Annotated in this window: 13 protein-coding genes and 1 pseudogene; 5 read left to right on the top strand and 9 right to left on the bottom strand. The window is 71.4% G+C overall.

Annotated features, from left to right (window positions below):
* Positions 1 to 363 precede the first annotated feature (363 nt).
* Positions 364 to 1,176, bottom strand: a complete 813-nt coding sequence (locus tag HUW36_RS09420) for a hypothetical protein (RefSeq protein WP_174527776.1) — start codon at positions 1,174 to 1,176, stop codon at positions 364 to 366.
* On the opposite strand from HUW36_RS09420, the gene HUW36_RS09415 reads away from it, so the two are divergent.
* On the top strand, positions 1,121 to 2,074 hold the full coding sequence (locus tag HUW36_RS09415) for an SseB family protein (RefSeq protein ID WP_174527775.1): 954 nt from the start codon (positions 1,121 to 1,123) through the stop codon (positions 2,072 to 2,074). The genes HUW36_RS09420 and HUW36_RS09415 overlap by 56 nt on opposite strands.
* Positions 2,071 to 2,436 (top strand): hypothetical protein, encoded by a 366-nt coding sequence (locus HUW36_RS09410; RefSeq protein ID WP_098744019.1) that lies wholly within the window; start codon positions 2,071 to 2,073, stop codon positions 2,434 to 2,436. The genes HUW36_RS09415 and HUW36_RS09410 overlap by 4 nt, the downstream gene beginning before the upstream one ends.
* Before the next feature lies 1 nt (position 2,437).
* Here the strand turns inward: HUW36_RS09410 and HUW36_RS09405 are convergent, their stop codons facing one another.
* From HUW36_RS09405 to acs, 5 genes are all read right to left on the bottom strand, one after another.
* Positions 2,438 to 3,370 carry an alpha/beta fold hydrolase gene (locus HUW36_RS09405; protein WP_174527774.1) on the bottom strand — a complete coding sequence of 311 codons (933 nt, stop codon included), beginning with the start codon at positions 3,368 to 3,370 and terminating at the stop codon, positions 2,438 to 2,440.
* Between the two features lie 100 nt (positions 3,371 to 3,470).
* Positions 3,471 to 3,872 carry a hypothetical protein gene (locus tag HUW36_RS09400; protein WP_246248026.1) on the bottom strand — a complete coding sequence of 134 codons (402 nt, stop codon included), beginning with the start codon at positions 3,870 to 3,872 and terminating at the stop codon, positions 3,471 to 3,473.
* A gap of 182 nt (positions 3,873 to 4,054) precedes the next feature.
* Positions 4,055 to 6,523, bottom strand: a complete 2,469-nt coding sequence (locus tag HUW36_RS09395; protein WP_174527777.1) for an immune inhibitor A domain-containing protein — start codon at positions 6,521 to 6,523, stop codon at positions 4,055 to 4,057.
* A gap of 345 nt (positions 6,524 to 6,868) precedes the next feature.
* Complete coding sequence (locus tag HUW36_RS09390; RefSeq protein ID WP_246248025.1) at positions 6,869 to 9,613, bottom strand: immune inhibitor A domain-containing protein; 2,745 nt, start codon at positions 9,611 to 9,613, stop codon at positions 6,869 to 6,871.
* Between the two features lie 275 nt (positions 9,614 to 9,888).
* Positions 9,889 to 11,877, bottom strand: coding sequence for an acetate--CoA ligase (gene acs, locus HUW36_RS09385; RefSeq protein WP_174527772.1), 1,989 nt, complete (start codon positions 11,875 to 11,877; stop codon positions 9,889 to 9,891).
* A 220-nt stretch (positions 11,878 to 12,097) separates the two neighbouring features.
* On the opposite strand from acs, the gene HUW36_RS09380 reads away from it, so the two are divergent.
* Entirely contained in the window at positions 12,098 to 12,844 is a 747-nt protein-coding gene (locus HUW36_RS09380; RefSeq protein WP_174527771.1) for a Fic family protein, read from the top strand.
* Positions 12,845 to 12,868: 24 nt separating this feature from the next.
* On the opposite strand, the gene HUW36_RS09375 is transcribed toward HUW36_RS09380, so the two are convergent.
* On the bottom strand, positions 12,869 to 13,675 hold the full coding sequence (locus HUW36_RS09375; protein WP_174527770.1) for an HAD family hydrolase: 807 nt from the start codon (positions 13,673 to 13,675) through the stop codon (positions 12,869 to 12,871).
* 429 nt (positions 13,676 to 14,104) lie between these two features.
* On the bottom strand, positions 14,105 to 14,542 hold the full coding sequence (locus HUW36_RS09370; protein ID WP_174527769.1) for a hypothetical protein: 438 nt from the start codon (positions 14,540 to 14,542) through the stop codon (positions 14,105 to 14,107).
* 331 nt (positions 14,543 to 14,873) lie between these two features.
* Between HUW36_RS09370 and HUW36_RS09365 the strand changes: the two genes are divergently transcribed.
* Complete coding sequence (locus tag HUW36_RS09365) at positions 14,874 to 16,187, top strand: MFS transporter (RefSeq protein WP_174527768.1); 1,314 nt, start codon at positions 14,874 to 14,876, stop codon at positions 16,185 to 16,187.
* Between the two features lie 81 nt (positions 16,188 to 16,268).
* On the opposite strand, the gene HUW36_RS09360 is transcribed toward HUW36_RS09365, so the two are convergent.
* Entirely contained in the window at positions 16,269 to 16,847 is a 579-nt protein-coding gene (locus HUW36_RS09360; RefSeq protein WP_246248023.1) for a VHL beta domain-containing protein, read from the bottom strand.
* A 425-nt stretch (positions 16,848 to 17,272) separates the two neighbouring features.
* On the opposite strand from HUW36_RS09360, the pseudogene HUW36_RS35430 reads away from it, so the two are divergent.
* A pseudogene (locus HUW36_RS35430) lies at positions 17,273 to 17,437 on the top strand (septum site-determining protein Ssd); the annotation flags it as partial.

The raw sequence follows: 17,437 nt of genomic DNA, 5'->3' as shown, positions 1-17,437 counted from the left end.
CGCCGCCGGCACGCTGCCCCGGCGGCACGCCGGCCCCGCCGCGCCCGCGCCCGACAAGTGGGCGGCGGAGAACGCGGTGGACGACCTCGCGGCGGCGGAGGAGTTGCCGCCGTCGCTCGCCGAACCGGTGTCCGCCCCGCCCGCGCCACGGCGGGACTTCACGCCGATCGTCATCGAGGGCACCGTCATCGAGGCCCGCGACCTGACCGAGTCCGCGTCGGCCTGGTCCCCGCCGCGCGTCGAGCCCGTGGTCCCGGCGCCGGACGATGGCGCGGCGACGCCCTGGACGGGCGCCGCGGACCCGACCGTGCCGCTCCCCGTCGACCCCGTGGTGGACGACACCGTCGACGTCGCCGAGTCGGCTCACACCGCCCACCTCGGCACGACCACTTCGGCCGCGAGGTCGGACACCGCGTCGTTCGACCGGGTCGGGGCCGGGGACGAGCCGACGGCGCCGCTTTCGCCCGCGGTCGCGCCCTCGGTGTCGCTCTTCGAGCCGTCGTCGACGGTGCCGGCCGAGCCCACGTCCTCGTTCGCGCCCACGACGGTCTCCGAACCCACGACGGCGTTCGCGCCCACGACGGTCTCCGAGCCCACGACGGCGTCCGAGACGACGACCGCGTTCGGGTCCACGACAGCGTTCGAGCCGCCGACGGCGTTCGAGTCGGGGCCCTCGGAACCGACGACGGCGTTCGCACCCCCGTCCTCGTTCGCGCCCACGGCGACGTTCGCGTCGCCGTCCTCGTCCGAACCGACGACGGCGTTCGCGCCCACGGCGGCGGAGCCCACGACGGCGTTCGCGCGGGACGAGCCGACGGTGCCGCTGTCCGAGCCCGCGGCGTCCGCCGAACCGACGGTGTCCTTGTTCGAGCCCACGACGGCGTTCGCGCGGGACGAGCCGACCGCGCCGCTTCCGGTGGAGTCGAGCGGCACCACGACCCCGCTGTTCGAGCCGCCCACCGAGCCGTTGTTCCCGCCCGGCACGGCTCCGGCCGAACCGGACACCACGTCGCTCCACACGCCGCCGCCGACGGCGACCGTCGAGCCCACGGCGTGGTCCGGCCCCTCCCGGGTGGAGGACCAGCCGGGCCCTCCCGCCGGCCGGGAGCGGCCGGAGTTCGTGCCGGCGAACGAGGTGGAGGAGGAGCTGCTCGCCGCCGCCGGCAGTGGGAACACGGACGGTTTCCTCACCACGCTGCTGCTGGCCCGGGTGCTGCTGCCGGTGGCGCCCGACTCGGCACCGGGCAGCCGGCCGGGCGACCCGGGCTTCGTCTGGCGCACCGAGCCGATCGACGGTGGCACGTACGTCGTGGCGCACACCTCGCCGGAGCGGCTCGCCGAGCATGCCGACGGGCCGGTCGACACGGTACGGGTCAAGTTCGTCCAGCTCATCCGCCGGTGGCCGGACGCCAGCTGGTCGTTCCTGGTGAACCCGGGCAGTCCGGTCGGTGCGGCGTACCCGGGGGAGCAGGTCCTCGCGCTCGCCAACTGGGCCGCCGAGGTGGGCCTCGGCGACGAACCGGAGCCGCCCGCCGCCACGCCGGCCCCGGCGGCCGTATCCCGGCCGGAGGCGCCGCCGACGGACCCGAGCCTGCCGGTGACCATGCAGAAGGCGATCGCGGCGAGCCAGCTCGCCTACTACCTGGAGCGGGGCTACGACCGGGTGTCCGGGTTCGTGCACCGGGCCGGCGAACTGGCCCACCTGAGGACCCCGGCGGAGTTGTACGAGGCGCTCGGCCTCGGTCATCCCGGCTCGCCGTTCTCCCGCGACGACGAGGAGATCTACCTGCTGCGCTGGCCGGCCCACCGGCCCAGCCTCTACCGGATTCCCTACGGCGGGCAGAACGAGTCCGCCATGCGGGCGATGGAGGGCTGGGTGATCGAGCGGTCCCCGTTCCGCGGCAACGGCTTCGCGCCGGGGGAGAGCAGCGACGTGGTGGCCGAGTTCAAGGTGGACAGTGCCCGGCTGCCGCACGGGGCGGAGCTGTGGCGGGTCGGCTCCGACGCCTCCACCCGGCTCGTCGCGGTCCTGGACACCGACACGCTGGTGTGGCGGAAGGCGGACGAGGCGTGACCCGCGACGGGTACGTGGCCCGCTGGCGGGGCCGGGAGTACCAGGCCAGCCCGGACGGAACCGACGTCCGCCTCTACCAGCCGGAACCGGACGACGGCTTCGCCGAGGTGCGCCCCGGCCGGTACGTCCGGGTGGTGCCGGCCGCCGAGGTGGAGGACCTGGCGTACGTCCGGACCACCTGTACCTGGCAGGGGCAGCCGTTCATCGTGCTGGCCGAGCACGAGGGCTGGCTGCGTGTGGAGTACACCGGCGGACGCTGGCCGGTGGCCGAGGCGATGGGGCTGGAGGCGTTCGACTTCGGCGTCTACCAGGGTTGGGCGCCCGCGACCGAGGTGGCCGACCTGGGCGAGCAGCGGGTCTGAGTCAGGACTTCGCCCAGCGCAGGATCTCGCCGAGCACCACGTCGCGGGCCTCCACGTGCGGGAAGTGGCCCACGTCGTCGAGCAGCCGCCACTCGTACGGTGCGGTGACGTAGCGGCCCGAGCCCTGCGCGGTGCGGGGCAGCGAAGCCCGGTCCAGCGCGCCGTGCAGTTGCAGCGTCGGTGTGACCAGGGGCTTCTGCATCAGCTTCACGAACCGGTAGCCGTGCAGCCGTAGGACCGAGCGGAACGCCCAGCGGTAGCCCTCCATGGCGCAGAACGCGGCCTGCGGGATCTGCATCGCCACCCGGCAGCAGCGCGCGTAGTCGGCGAAGTCGGGTCCGTCGACCCAGCGCGGCCCGCCCCACCGGCGCAGCATGTCCTCCACCTCGGCGGCGCCGTCCCGGGTCAGCACGTGCTCGTAGCGGGGGAGCTGGAACTTCAGCGTGGCGGTGGCCGAGGTGAACTGGCCGCGCGGGTCGGCGAAGATGGCGGCCCGCAGTCGGAGCGGGTGCGGTGCGCCGAGCACCACGAGCCGTCGCACCAGGGTGGGGTGGAACGAGGCGGCGGTCCAGCCGATCAGCCCACCCGCCCCGGTGCCGACCACGGTGGCCGACCGCTCACCGAGCGCGCGGATCAGGCCGGCGACGTCGGCGGCGAGCGTGTAGCCGTCGTACCCCCGGGGTGGCTTGTCGCTCGCGCCGTAGCCGCGCAGGTCGACGGCGATCGCGCGGAAGCCGGCGTCGGCGACCGCGGGAAGCATCTCGTGCCAGGCGTACCAGTATTCCGGGAAGCCGTGCAGGAACAGGACCATCGGGCCGGTGCCCGCCTCGACGACGTGGAACCGGCTGCCGTTGGCGCCGACGAACCGGTGCGTCCACGGCCCCTCGGGCAGGACGCAGGACTCGTCGGCGAACCCGCCGCGCTGGTCGGTCATGGGGCACAGCCTAGGGCCGGCGGTCGCCGGGCGGCCCCGCAGGTGCCCAGGATCAGGGGATTCTCCGGGACGGCACCGCGCCGACCCGCACCGGTCGCGACTACGGGCCGACGATCCGCATCGGTACGCCGGGACCGCAGTCGACCGAGCGGTCCCGGGAGGCGAGCCGCAGCGTCACGAAGTCGCCCTCACGCAGCTCACCGGCTTCGGGGCCGTGCACGGCGTACTCGCGTCCGTTCTCGTCGACCAGGCCGTAGCACGGGCCGGGACCACCACGGGTGATCCACCCCGCGACGGCCCCCGTGGGACGGTTGTCGGTGGGCTCCTTCGGTGGCCCGACCGGGCGCTTCAGGGTCGGCAGCTCGGTGGCGGAGAGCGGCGTGGGACGGTCGGCGGGGGCACCGCTGGCGGCCGGCGCGTCCGCCGCCGGGGTGGACGGCGCGGCCGGTGCGGCAGAGGTGGGCGGTGTGGTCGGGGCGGACGGCCGGGGGTCCTCGGGCACGGGTCCTCCGTTCCCGGCGCAGCCAGCGGTGGCGAGCAGGGCCGCCGCGAGGGCGGCGGGCAGGGCGGTGCGAGGCGTCACCCGGATGGGACGCGGGCGGGGACCTGTCGGTTCCCCGCCGGAAAGGGCGATGCCCGGGCGGTTGACCGCCCGGGCATCGCTGTGGTGCGTCGATCCGTTGATCAGGAGATGCGGATCTTCATCGAGGTGCCGTCCTGCTCGACCACGCGGATCTTGACCCCGTTGTTCGGGACCTTGACGCCGTGGTTCGGCAGCTCCGGGAACCAGTACTGCTTGCTGTCGTCGAACACCGGAGCAGCGGCCTGACCGCGGATGTACTGCGGCTGGCTGTTGATGTGCAGGGTGAACGAGTCGGCCTTCTTCAGGCTGAACGGCGCGTCGTAGACCTGGACGCGGGCCCGCCAGGGCTGCCCGGTCAGGTTGTAGAGCGGCCGCGGACGCGAGTCGATGTACAGGTTCCGACCCTCACCCGGGTGACCACCCGGGTTGGCCGCCGACGCCGGAGCGGTGTTGTTGTCCGCCCAACGCAGGTTCCAGTACGAGATCAGCAGACCCTCCTGGTACGCGTAGTGGTCCACGTAGTCCGGGCGGGTGTTCGCGTAGCCGAAGTAGTACGGGCCGGTCTTCAGGTACTTGTCGTACGAGACGTACGACCGGTTGCCGGCGATGTAGTAGTTGTCGAACTTACGGGTGTAGGTCTCCTCGACGATGCTGAAGCCACCGGCCAGGGTCCAGCCGTTGTTGCCGGCCTCGGCGCCGTCGGAGAGAACGGTCTGACCGTCGGCGGTCACGGTGATGGCGTCACCGTAGAAGCCGCCCGAGGAGACACCGCCGTCGGTCTGGTAGCGCAGCCGGAACTGCACGACCTTGCCCGCCGCCGCGTCCATCGGGATGTTGACGTCGACCCAGTTGCCCTTGCTGCTGCCGTCCAGGGCGAAGCGGCCGGGGGAGATCTCCTTCAGCGGACGCCCGTCGACGGTGCCGGGCAGGCTCACCCAGCTGGTGCCGCCGTCGAGCGAGGCCTCGAAGAACATGTAGTCGAAGCCGGTCTCGATGTTGTACCGGCCCTTCATGGTCAGCGCGGCCGACGACTTGCCCGTGAAGTCCAGCGTGCGGGTCATCGAGCTGTTCAGGTCGTCCGCGTTGCCCGAGAAGTACTGCTTCGTGCCCTCGAACGGCTTGCCGTTCTGGAACGTGTACTCCCGCTGCGGCAGCACCACCACGGCGGCCTGCGCCTTGGCCGAGTTGTACTCCTGCGGCCCGAGGTTCAGGGTGCGCTTCTGACCGGCCACGACGGTCTCGTAGTCGAGCCAGCCGAGCTGGAGCTTGTTCCACGCGCCCAGGTCGCCACCGCGCTCGCCGATGCCGCCGTCGTTCTTCGCGCCGAGCCGGCTCTGGGCCATCAGGGTCCAGTGCTCGTTGTTGTTGTCGGCGCTGGTGCCCACGTTGTAGTCGTCCGGCAGACCGAGGTCGTGACCGTACTCGTGGTAGAAGACGCTCCGGCCACCGTTCTCCGGCTGGATCGTGTAGTCGCCGATCCAGACGCCGGTGTTGCCGATCTCGGTGCCACCGGCCGGGAAGTCGGCCGGACCGGTGTTGCCCTGGTCGCTGGCGTACGCGTACCAGCGGTGGCTCCAGATGGCGTCCTCACCCTGGTTCGGGTCACCGTCGGCCTGGTCGCCGCCGGCGTGGACGATCTGGAAGTGGTCGATGTAGCCGTCGGACTCGTTGAAGTTGCCGTCACCGTCGAAGTCGTAACGGTCCCACTGGTCCATCGACTTGACGTCGGCGGCGATCTGGGCGTCCGTGCGGCCCTGCGCCTTCTGGTCGGCGACCCACTGGTTGGCGGCGTCCCGGACCAGGTCCCAGGTGTTGCTGCAGACATTGCTGTCGCAGACGGCCGGGTCGTTGGCCGGGTTGGGGTCGTCGTCCGCGATCGGGTCGTCGGAGCGCCCGTAGCGGGCCTCGTTGTACTTGACCCGGACCCAGTTGGTGACCTCGCCGTCGACGCTGTACCGACCCGAGGACTGGGCCTCGTAGTACTGCTTCAGCGACTCGTCACCCGGCTTGGTGCCGAAGTACAGCTGCCGGTAGTGATCGGCGCTGTAGTCCGGCTGCCAGACCGTGGAGTTGTCCACCGCCCGGTTGGGCTGGGGGATCTGGTTGACGCGCGGACCGTCGAACGTGGCCGGCCCCGCGGTGTTGGGGTCGGTGTCCTTGTCCGGGTAGTCCGGGTGCCGCTCGTCGCCGAACTCCGCGAGAATGACGAAGATCTTGTCAGTCCGCTTGCGGGAGAGTTCGACGTACTGGTCCTTGGTCGGGCCCTTGCCGGCCTTGGTGCTCCGCGCGGCCTTGCCCGCCGGGGCGCCCTCGGCAGCCGCCTCGCCGACCTTGACGACCGTGCTGCCGTTGATGTTCTGGGACTTGGCCCGGCCGGACAGGACCTCGCTGAGGCCCTCCTGGCGCAGCGCCCGCCGCTTCTCCTCGAGCGGGTTGGGCAGATCGTGCTCAGCCTGTGCGGGCTCGGCCACCGACGGAGCGGTGGTCGGCAGCTTCGGCGTCGGGGCGGCGCTGGCGGACGTGCCCGCCACCAGCCCCGTCGCCGTCAGCGAAAGCCCGAGCAGACCCACTGCGACTTTGCGCACGTGGTACCTCCGGTGTGAGGGAACCGGCCCCATGGGGGTACGGGCCGGTGGAACGTCCCACAAGTGGGACCCTTGGTGAACATAGACACTGCTGGGACCGGTGGGAAGATGTGTGCGTCGATTTGTAGCAACTTTTTGTTGGTGACGCCGTTGCCCGTCACACGTCGATCTGTTGCCGGCGCGCTGACCAGCGCCGATGTCCGATGAGTCGACGGTAACGAAGGTCATGGATGCAGAAGGGCCGGGAGCGCTTCCGCTCCCGGCCCTTCCGTCATCCGGCCCGTTCAGCTCATTTTTCGGTCATTCCGGTTCCGGTTTGACGTCCCCGATTCAGCCCTTCGGCGGGACCACGAACACCGTGGCGTACGCGTTGTCCTTGGCCGGCCGCACGAGCACGATCGAGGTGCCGTAGGCGACACCCGAGTCGCGCGGGTTGCCGGTGCCGAGCACGATCGCGCCGCCACCCAGCTCCTCGCCGTACCAGTCGGTCGCCGGGGTGCCGTCCGGGTTCACCACCCGGGTCGTGTACTGCTGGTTGCCCTTCGACGGGACGACCACCGAGGCGTCGTTGTCCCGGGCGTACGGCGAGCCGTCCCGGATCTCGATGCCCGGGTACCAGCCCTTGGCGTCGGTGAACGCCCGCACCGGGGACTGCGCCGGGAACTTGGTGCAGTACGCGCTGTACGGCTCGTCCGCCGCCTCCAGGCACTCCTTGAACGGGTACGTCGGCTGGAAGGAGAAGGCCGCGTTGGACGACTGCGGGCGGCTGGGCAGGTTGTCCAGCACCGACGGGTCCTTCTCGGCCGCGGTCCACTTGCGGCGCAGCGGGTCGTTGTGCGAGTCGACGATCAGCAGGCCGCCCTTGGCGCCGTAGCTGGGCAGCGCGGTCATCTGCCCGGTCACGTGGTTGACGTCGCCGAGCTGGGTGTCCCGGTACCAGACCAGCATGCCCGGGGCGTTGTAGGCGATCCGGTCGACCTTCCACGCCTCGTGCGAGTACACGGTGTCGTAGGCGTACTTCAGGCCCTTGTCGAAGCCGTCGAAGTTCCGCCACTCGGCCAGGTAGTAGTGCGACTTGACCTGGGTGCCCGAGTCGACGTGCCAACCCGCGCCGCTGGTGTCGGTGAAGGTGCCACCGGTCTGGGTCCAGCCGGCCGTGCCGCCCTCGACGTCGTCGCTCCAGGTGGTGGCGCCGCCGCCGGTCACCGAGAAGTCGTCGGCGAACCAGCCGCGCTCCTGGAACGCCTCGTCGGTGGCGTACCGCAGGCGCACCTGCACGGTCTGCCCGGCGTACGACGACAGGTCGACGTAGTCGTGCCGCCAGCCGTCGGTGGCGCCGGTCAGGCCGTACTTCTTGTTGCCGAAGTCGACCATCCGCCCGTTCGGGTCGGCGTAGCCGTCGTCGGTGGAGACCAGCGCGCCGGAGGCGTCGTACACCTTGCGCTCGGTCCAGGTGGCGCCGCCGTCGGTCGAGACCTCGACGAAGCCGTAGTCCCAGTCCTCCTCGATGACGTAGTTGTTCCACATCCAGAACTTCGCGTCGGCGGCGTTCGGGACGGTCACCGTGCGGCTCAGCTTGACGTCGGCCCAGGCCTGGTCGGCGCCGGAGTACCACATGTTCGTGCCGCTGTGCGGCTCGGCCAGCGTGATCACCTTGTCCGGCAGGTCGATCTTGATGCCGTCCTCGGTGCCGACCGGCGTACGCGAGGTCTGCCCGAGCTTGACCAGCTTGGCCCGGTCGCCCGGCCCGAACGTCTTGGGCTCGGCCCAACCGAGCACCCACTTGTCCCAGAGGCCCATGTGGGTGGGGAGCGCCTGGAAGATCTCGCCGGAGTGCGAGCCGGACGCCATCAGGTCCCAGAAGTCGACGTCCGAGTCGGCGTTGCCCGAGGTGTCGTAGAGGTCCGGCAGACCGAGGTCGTGCCCGAACTCGTGGGCGAAGACGCCGACGCCGGCGTCCTCCGGCTGCACGATGTAGTTCGACACCTTCAGGTTCGTGCCGGGGATGGTGTAGCCGCCGGCCACGGTGGAGGAGTGCGCCCACACCGAGTAGACGCCGACGTCGCCACCGCCCCGGGACTTGCCCTGGTTGGCGTGCACCAGCACCAGGTGGTCGATCACGCCGTCCGGCTCGTGGTAGTTGCCGTCGCCGTCGCGGTCGCTCTGGTCCTCGATGTCGTAGTCGGCCCACGGGAAGTCCGGGTCGGCCGCGGCCAGCGCGTCGATCGCGTCGGTGGCGAGGCGGCCGGCGCCCTGCGGGTTGTCCGGGTGGCCGTTCATCGACTGCTCACGCCCGGCGACCCAGTTGCCGTTCTCGTCCTGGAAGCAGCGCGAGGCGGCGTACCAGCCCTCCGAGTGCGGCACCGTGATCCACGGGCTGGCCTGCCCGTCGACGGTGTACGCGCCCTTGGACATCTCCAGGTACATGTTGTGCATGGTCCGCCCGGCGAGGCTGATGCCCGGCTTGCCGTCCGGCCCCTTGAGGTCCTTGCGGACCCGCTCGGTGATGCCCTGCTTGGTGTAGAGCATCTTGTCGTAGTGGGCCGGGGAGAAGTCCGGCACCCACATCGAGTTGTTGTCCTTGTGCGGCAGGGTGGCCGGGTTGGGGATGGTGTTGTGCCGCGGCCCGTTCTGCACCGTGCCGGGAACGCAGGTGCGGTCCTCGAAGACCGTCTTCGGGACCATCACGCCGGTGAAGTCGTCGTTGGCCTTGTCGTTGAACTCGACGAGCAGCGTCAGCAGCTTGGCGGTCTGGGTGCTCTTGGCCTTCTTGATCTTCCGCGGGCTCTGGCCGGTGTGGATCGACTTGGCCTCGAGCCTGGCCAGCTCCCGGGCGGTGACCGGGTTACCGCCCGCGTATTTCCGGTCGTAGGCGCGGGCCTCGTCGGCGGGCGAGGAGAAGACCCCGTCCCGACCCTTGGCCTCCTTGCCGGCGGTGTCCGGCTGCACCTCGGGCTCGGCGTAGTTGATGTAGTACTCGTCCGCCGCGATGGTGGCCGGCGCGGACCGGGACGGCTGGGCCGCCGCGCTGCCCGTCACGGTCAGCGACGTGGCCGCGAGGGCGATGGCGGGCAACGCGACGAGTAGGCGTCTACGTGCCCTGGACTGCGAAACGAGGAGCATGCCACTCCGATCGTAGGGAATGGTGAGGGACCGGCCGTCTCAGTGACAGATGTCGAATTGCGCCGGTGCGGCTGAACGTAGTCGACCGGGCGCGGCATAGACAGGGGTGAACAGGCCATCTGCCCGTTCAGGTCAGTGGCTCCTCCACCGATCGATCGACCGGTCCGACTCCCGCGTACGCCGAAGGGGCGGGCCGCCACGCGACCCGCCCCTTCGGTCCGGAATCGTCAGTCCTCGTCGGACTTGCCCCCACCCATCCCCGAGGAGATCATCTCCATCACCGAGGAGTCCTGGAGCGTGGTCACGTCACCGAGCGACCGGTTCTCCGCCACGTCCCGCAGCAACCGGCGCATGATCTTGCCGGAGCGCGTCTTCGGCAGCTCCGGCACCAGCATGATCTGCCGCGGCTTGGCGATCGGGCCGAGCGTCCTCGCCACGTGGTTGCGCAGCTCGGTGATGAGCTGCTCGCCCGCGTCCCCGGAGGTCTCCGCGCTGCCGCGCGGGATGGCGAACGCGACGATCGCCTGCCCGGTGGTCGGGTCGGTCGCGCCGACCACCGCCGCCTCCGCCACCGACGGGTGGCTCACCAGCGCCGACTCCACCTCGGTGGTGGAGATGTTGTGGCCGGACACCAGCATCACGTCGTCCACCCGGCCGAGCAGCCAGATGTGCCCGTCGTCGTCCTTCTTGGCGCCGTCGCCGGCGAAGTAGACCCACTCGTCGCCGCTGTTCGCGCCCGCGCCGAAGCGCGACCAGTAGGTCTCCAGGAACCGGTTGTCGTCGCCCCAGATCGTCCGCAGCATCGACGGCCACGGCTCCTTGAGCACCAGGTAGCCGCCGCCACCGTTCGGCACCGACTGGCCCTGGTCGTCGACCACGTCGGCGACGATGCCGGGCAGCGCGGACATCGCCGACCCGGGCTTCGCCTCGGTCACGCCGGGCAGCGGCGAGATCATGATGGCCCCGGTCTCGGTCTGCCACCAGGTGTCGACCACCGGCAGCTCACCCCGACCGACGTGCTGCCGGTACCAGATCCACGCCTCCGGGTTGATCGGCTCGCCGACGCTGCCGAGCAGGCGCAGCGACGACAGGTCGTAGCCGGCCGGCACGTCCTCGCCCCACTTCATCATCGTGCGGATCAGCGTCGGCGCGGTGTACAGGATGCTCACCCGGTACTTGTCGACGATCTCCCAGAACCGGCCCTTGTGCGGGGTGTCCGGGGTGCCCTCGTACATGACCTGGGTGGCGCCGTTGGAGAGCGGGCCGTAGACGATGTAGGAGTGCCCGGTCACCCAGCCGATGTCGGCGGTGCACCAGTAGACGTCCGTCTCCGGCTTCAGGTCGAACACCGCGTGCGTGGTGTACGACGCCTGGGTCAGGTAGCCACCGGTGGTGTGCAGGATGCCCTTCGGTCGGGCGGTGGTGCCGCTGGTGTAGAGGATGAACAGCGGGTGCTCGGCGTCGAACGGCTGCGCCTCGTGCGCGGCCGGTGCGGTCTCCACCGTCTCGTGCCACCAGTGGTCCTTCGCCGACCAGGCGACCTCCTCACCGGTACGCCGGACCACGAGCACGTGCTCCACCGACGGGCAGTTCGCCACCGCCTCGTCCACGGTCGGCTTGAGCGCCGACGGCTTGCCCCGGCGGAAACCGCCGTCCGCGGTGATCACCACCTTGGCGCTGGCGTCCTGGATCCGGTTGGTCAGCGCGTCGGCCGAGAAGCCGCCGAACACCACGCTGTGGGTGGCGCCGATCCGGGCGCAGGCGAGCATGGCCACCGCCGCCTCCGGGATCATCGGCAGGTAGATCGCCACCCGGTCGCCGGCGGTCACGCCCAGCTCGGTCAGCGCGTTCGCCGCCTGGCAGGTGAGCCGGTGCAGGTCCGCGTAGGTGACGGTGCGGGTGTCACCCGGCTCGCCCTCCCAGTGGATCGCCACCTTGTCACCCCGGCCCGCCTCGACGTGCCGGTCCAGGCAGTTGTACGCCACGTTGAGCCGGCCCCCGGTGAACCACTTCGCGAAGGGCGCGTTCGACCAGTCGAGCACCTGCTCCCACGGCTGCGCCCAGGCCAGCCGGCCCGCCTGGCGCTCCCAGAAGGCGAGCCGGTCGGCGGCCGCCTCGTCGTACGCCCCGGCGGTCACGTTGGCGTTCGCGGCGAGCTCGGCCGGCGGCGGGAACTGGCGCGTCTCGTTCAGCAAGTTGGCCAATGCCTCGCTCATGCGGTGACTCCTTCGTCGCGTGACCTGCGTCTCCTACTCCGGGGAAGGTTAGTCCCGCCCTCTCCCGCCCGCGACCGCCCGCCCCACTCCACGCGCTCAGCGGCGCCTGCTCCGCGCTGAGGTGTAAGGAAGGGCCCCTTGTTAACGCTTTCGGTAGAGGAGGGGGCCCCGCTTAACACCCGGGGCCTGCGGAGGGCCGGGTGGTCGCTAGCGTGACGGGGTGACCACCGATCCGCTCGCCCCGCTGCTCGCGCTCGCCGACGTCGCGCCCGCCGTCGAGCGGGCCCGCGACCTGGTCGACCAGGCCCACCGGCACCGGGCGCTGCGCCGTCAGGGCGGGCAGGTGGCCGCCGAGGTCAGCCTCCGCTCGGCCGTGGCCAGCGCCGCGCTGGAGGGCCGCGACCACGACCGCGAGGAGGTACGCGCCGGCACGGTCACCGATCCGGTGCTCCAGGGCGCCCTGCGGGTGGCCGGCGCGCTGCCCGGACTGAGCGACCTCTGGACCAGGGCACCACGGCAGGTGCTGGCCCGGCTGCACGTGCTCGCCGCCCGCGACGTGGTGACCGAGGACGAACTGGGCCGCCCGGTCGCCGACCCCGTGGTGGCGGCCCGGCTCGACGGCCTCTCCGGCCTGGTGGCCGGCGGCACGAAGGTGCCACCGCTGGTGCTCGCCGCCGTGGTGCACGGCGAACTGCTCAACCTGCGCCCGTTCCCGGGCCCGTCCGGCGTGGTGGCCCGCGCCGCCGCCCGGCTGGTGCTGATCTCCACCGGCTTCGACCCGCGGGGCCTGGTCGCCGTGGACGTCGGGCACCGCGAGCGGGAACCGGAGTACGTCGGCGCGGCCGGCGCGTTCGCCACCGGCACCGCCGACGGCCTGCGCTCCTGGCTGCGTCACTACATGACGGCGGTCGAGGTCGGGGCGGACCAGATCACGCTCATCGGCGACGAGATCCTCGCCGCCTCCTGACCCCCACGGGCCGCCCGGCTGCCCTCAGGCGGTGGGTGCGGCGGCCCGGGTGCGGCGGTGCCGGCCGTACCAGGCGATGCCGATGGCCACCCCGACGCCCACGCCGAGCGCCGCCGCGGCGACCGGCACCGCCGGCCGCTCGCGCAGCCGGCGACCCAGCGGGATCGGATGCCGGAACTCCAGCACCGGCCAGGCGTTCTCCACCGCCAGCTTGCGCAGCGCCCGGTCCGGGTTGACCACCGTCGGGTGCCCCACGCACTCCAGCAACGGCCGATCGCTGTACGAGTCGGAGTACGCGTACGAGTCGCTCAGGTCGTAGTCGCGCTCCCGGGCCAGCTCACTGACGCCCTCGACCTTGCTCGGCCCGGCCGCGTAGAACTCGACCTCGCCGCTGTAGCGGCCGTCGACCACCGCCATCCGGGTGGCGATCACGTCGGTGATGCCGAGCAGCTCGCCGATCGGCCGGACCATCTCCTCGCCCGAGGCGGAGACCAGCACCACGTCCCGGCCGGCCGCCTGGTGCTCCTCGATCAGGGCGGCGGCCTCGGCGTACACGTAGGGGTTGATCAGCTCGTGCAGCGTCTCCGCGACGATCTGGCGGACCTGCTCCACCGGCCAGCCCTTGCAGAGCGTGGCCAGGTAGTCCCGGGTCCGGGCCATGGTCTGCTCGTCGGTGCCGCCCAGCCGGAACATCAGCTGCGCGTACGCCGACTTGACCACGTCACGCCGAGTGATCAGCCCGTCCCGGTAGAACGGCCGACCGAACGCCAGGGCGCTCGACTTGGCGATGACGGTCTTGTCGAGATCGAAGAAAGCGGCACTGCGGCCCACGGCGCGAAAGTCTAGCCGGACAGACTCCGTGGAGCCGCCCGGCCGGGGTCAGGAAGGTCGAGGTGCACCCGCCGGAGTGACAGCGGTCACATCAGTTGCGGTGCGATTTAGCTTTGCGTGGAGTGAACACCACTCGACGTATAAGGGTCCGCTGCGGCATGCTTGTCCTCACGACAGGAGTTCACGTCCCGTCGCCGCCCAGGCCCTCGGCGGTTGCACCCCCCGTGACCGCTGAGTCGGTTCGGCTCGACCCCCCCGGAGCCGAACCACAGACGACCCCCGTCTCCCCCCGACGGGGGTCGTCCCTTTGTGGCGTCCCCTCTCGCCAGCCACCGGCCCGGCGCCGCCTCGGTCACGCGGCCGAGGATCGCGACCCGGCTGATGGTGCCGGCGCGAGCCTCGCCCCCCCATCCGTGGCGATCGGAACGTTCAGCCGCGCTGCTCACGCGGAGGAATCACGTCGGTGTGCGGCCAGGCGCGGGTCAGCACGTTGCGCATGTGTGGGTCTCTGCTGTCCACCAGCAGTGGCACCAGGTCCGGCTCCGAGACGGCGACCGACACGATGGGGCGGTAGATCGTGGGCCAAGGCGTCAGCCTGTTGGCAAGGACGCCGGTGAACTTCAATGATGCCCAGGCGTCGCCGCCGGAGCGCCCAGCAGCCATGACCTGCTGAACGTCGTCGAGAATCGCGACCCAAACGCCGAACCGGGCGATTGCGCCGTTGTCGAGGCGAATTGGCGCGATGCAGCGGAGGAAGCTACCGACCTCGGAGAGGATGACCGCCCGGCTGCGATAGCTGATCTCGTCCTGGTCATCCGCGAGCTCGTCTGGAACCTCGTGCTCCCAGCGGAGATTCTGGTCGTCCACTACCTCTCCGCAGCAGTGACACCGTCCCACGTTGATCCTCCTCCAGGACGGAGTGAACCGTACCGGCGCGTCTGGCGGCATCCGTGACGGGGGACAGCCGCGGAGCGCCGCCAGGAGGACGTCGGGAGCGGCGCGGCCCGAACCTCGGTGCGACTGGACCTTTCCCCTGGGAGAAGGCCCAGCATCGTCGGTGCCGGCCACGGCCGGCATCAGCGGACCGGGAGCTACGGGTATGGGAGCGCCGACGATGGCAGGCGCAAGTATCGGTGCTGGTAGCGGAGACGGCAGTGCCGGAGAGCGCATCGGCGGACGCAGGCTGGGTCCGTATCTGATGGACCGGCGCCCGCTGGCGATCCCCGCGTACCGGCGGCTGTGGGTCGCGTCGCTGATCGCCGCAGTGGGTGGTTCGTTCAGCGTTCTTGCTGTTCCCACGCAGCTGTTCACGTTGACCGGCTCGTCCGCGGCTGTCGGGGTCTCGGCGGCGGTGTCGCTGGTCGCGCTGGTGATCTCGGCGTTGTGGGGCGGTGCGCTGGCCGACGCCATGGACCGGCGTCGGCTGCTCCTGATCGCACACGGTTGCCTGGCGCTGACGTACGCGGGGCTGTGGGCGCAGGCGGCTGTGGACCTGCGGTCGGTGCTGGTGCTGATCGCACTGGTCGCCTGCCAAGGCCTCGGCTACGGGGCGGTGATGGCGGTGATGGGGGCGGCGGTGCCGCGAGTGGTACCGGCGGATCTTCTGGCCGCCGCGAACGGATTGAGCTCCCTGGTCCGGTATACCGGCTCGGTCGTAGGTCCGCTGTTGGCCGGGGTCCTGATCCCGGCGGTAGGACTTGGCGTGCTGTACCTGTTGGACACGGTCGCGCTGCTGCTCGTCATGTGGTCGGTGTTCCGGCTGCCCCCACTCCCACCGCAACCACCGGTGCTGGTGCCGCATCCCGGGAGGCCTTCCTCCGCCGGCGCGAGCCTCGAGGTCCGCCGCCCGATGGTCCGCCAGCTGCTGGACGGTTTCCGCTATCTGCTCTCGCGGCCGCTGCTGGTGGCGCTGATCGGGGTGGACCTGGCCGCGATGGTGTTCGGGGCACCGTGGGCGCTCTATCCAGAGCTGGCCCAGCGGGAGTTCGGCGGCGCGGCCGGAGGTGGTTTCGAGCTTGGTGTGCTCTACGCCAGCTACCCGGCAGGCGTGTTCGCGGTCGGGATGCTGTCGGGCGTGTTCACCCGTGCCCGGCGGCACGGCGTGCTGATGGCGTCTGCCGCTACCGTCTGGGGTGCGACGGTCGTTCTGCTGGGGCTGGCACCCCAACTGTGGCTCGCCGCTGCGGCGCTTGTGGTCGGCGGGGGTGTGAACTTCGTACTCAGCACGTTCCGTCGGGCCATCAGCCAGGCGAGCACCGACGACGCACTGCGCGGCAGGATCGAGGGCTCGATGATCGTCGTTACGATGGGCGGCCCACAGATCGGCAACCTGTTGCACGGCGTATCGGGCGCGGCATGGGGGCCGCGCTGGTCGATCTCAATCGGTGGGTTGCTGACCATCCTCGCCGTGGCAGGCATCAGCCGGGCGGTGCCGCAGCTGTGGCAGTACGACGCCGCGCAGCGGGTGGAGCAGCCGTCCCGGTCACGCTGCTCCACGACATCGACGCCATAAGACCCGACGGAGTGTCATCCGGGCCCGGTCTTCGATCGGCCCGGGCCGCGGCTCCGGGGACCCCTGTCACCGGGCCCGCCGTCAGCGGATCACCGCGCGCAGGGTCTCGCGCGCCGGCTCGAAGCAGACCAGTGCCTGGCCGCGCTCGTCGGTCACCAGCCAGGGATGACCCACGTACGTCTGCTGCCGGTACGACTGCCCGGCCTGGAGCAACCCGTACTGGCGGCGTTGGCCGTCGTAGTCGAGCCAGTACACGACGACGGGCGCCGTCCGTGCGTTGACGAAGTCGACGAAGGTCTCCGGCCCACCACCACTGGAGCGGAGCGTGGACTCACGGGACGCGGGCAGCGGGGTGAGTTCACCGGGCCGGGGCGCGGGTGGGCGCGCGGTGGTGACAGACGGTTTCGGTGCGGGCGGACGGCCGGTCGGGGTGGTGCGACGGGGTGGTGTCGGCGGCCGGGTGGGCAACGCGGCGCGGGTGGACAGCGACACCGGGGCCGGCGAGTACGAGTCGGTCGGCAGCTCGGCCGCGGACGTGGGGTTGTCCGGGGACGCCAGGATCGCCTCGCCGCCGATCGGCGGGGGCAGGTCGGGGCGACGGGGCATGGCGAAGAAACTGAGCGCCCCGGCCAGCACCACGACCACGAGCCCGACCGCCACGGAGGCGCGCGTGGCCGGTGACAGGTCTCGCAGCCAGGCATCCCTGTCTGCCGACCGTGCTGCCCGACCGTGCCGGCGGGCGGGCGGGGTTCCGGTGCCGTGCGGTGGATCGGTCATGGCCTCGATTCCACGAGCCGGTGCCGTCCGTATCGCGGCAGGGGGATCCGATTATGCGCGACCGACGAGGCCGCCCGTCAATGGCTGGCGGTGCCACCCGAACCGGCCGGTGGGCCCGCAGCGACCGGCCACCCGGCCAGCTCTTTCGGACGATCGCCGTCGTCGGGTGGGTTGCCCGTCCTTAGCAGATCGACTCGTTCGGCGCGGTCTGTCCACAAGCGCCTCCGCCGTCCACAGGCGAGCGTCCGCGGGCCGCACCGGCCGTCGTGGATGGGCAGGCTCCTGCACGGCACGTCCGAGTTCGACCGATGGAGGCCGCCATGCCGCCCCGCACCCCGCTCCCGCCGTACCGTCGCCTACCCCTGCTCGTGACGGCCGACGGTGACCTGCTCGACGAACTGCTGCGGCTCGCGGCGGCCGGCGGCACCGAGGTCGAGCTGGCGGCCGACCCGGCCGCCGCGCGGGCCCGCTGG

The organism is Micromonospora maritima, from assembly GCF_902825405.1.
In the GTDB taxonomy this organism is placed as follows: Bacteria; Actinomycetota; Actinomycetes; order Mycobacteriales; family Micromonosporaceae; genus Micromonospora; species Micromonospora maritima.
The sequence above is the reverse complement of the archived record's forward strand: the minus strand, read 5'-3'. Positions and strand labels throughout refer to the sequence as shown.

Bases quoted from the DNA above. Each gene is read 5' to 3' on its own strand.
- acs (WP_174527772.1), bottom strand. From the start codon at position 11,877: ATGAGCGAGGCATTGGCCAACTTGCTGAACGAGACGCGCCAGTTCCCG.
- HUW36_RS09365 (WP_174527768.1), top strand. From the start codon at position 14,874: ATGGACCGGCGCCCGCTGGCGATCCCCGCGTACCGGCGGCTGTGGGTC.
- HUW36_RS09405 (WP_174527774.1), bottom strand. From the start codon at position 3,370: ATGACCGACCAGCGCGGCGGGTTCGCCGACGAGTCCTGCGTCCTGCCC.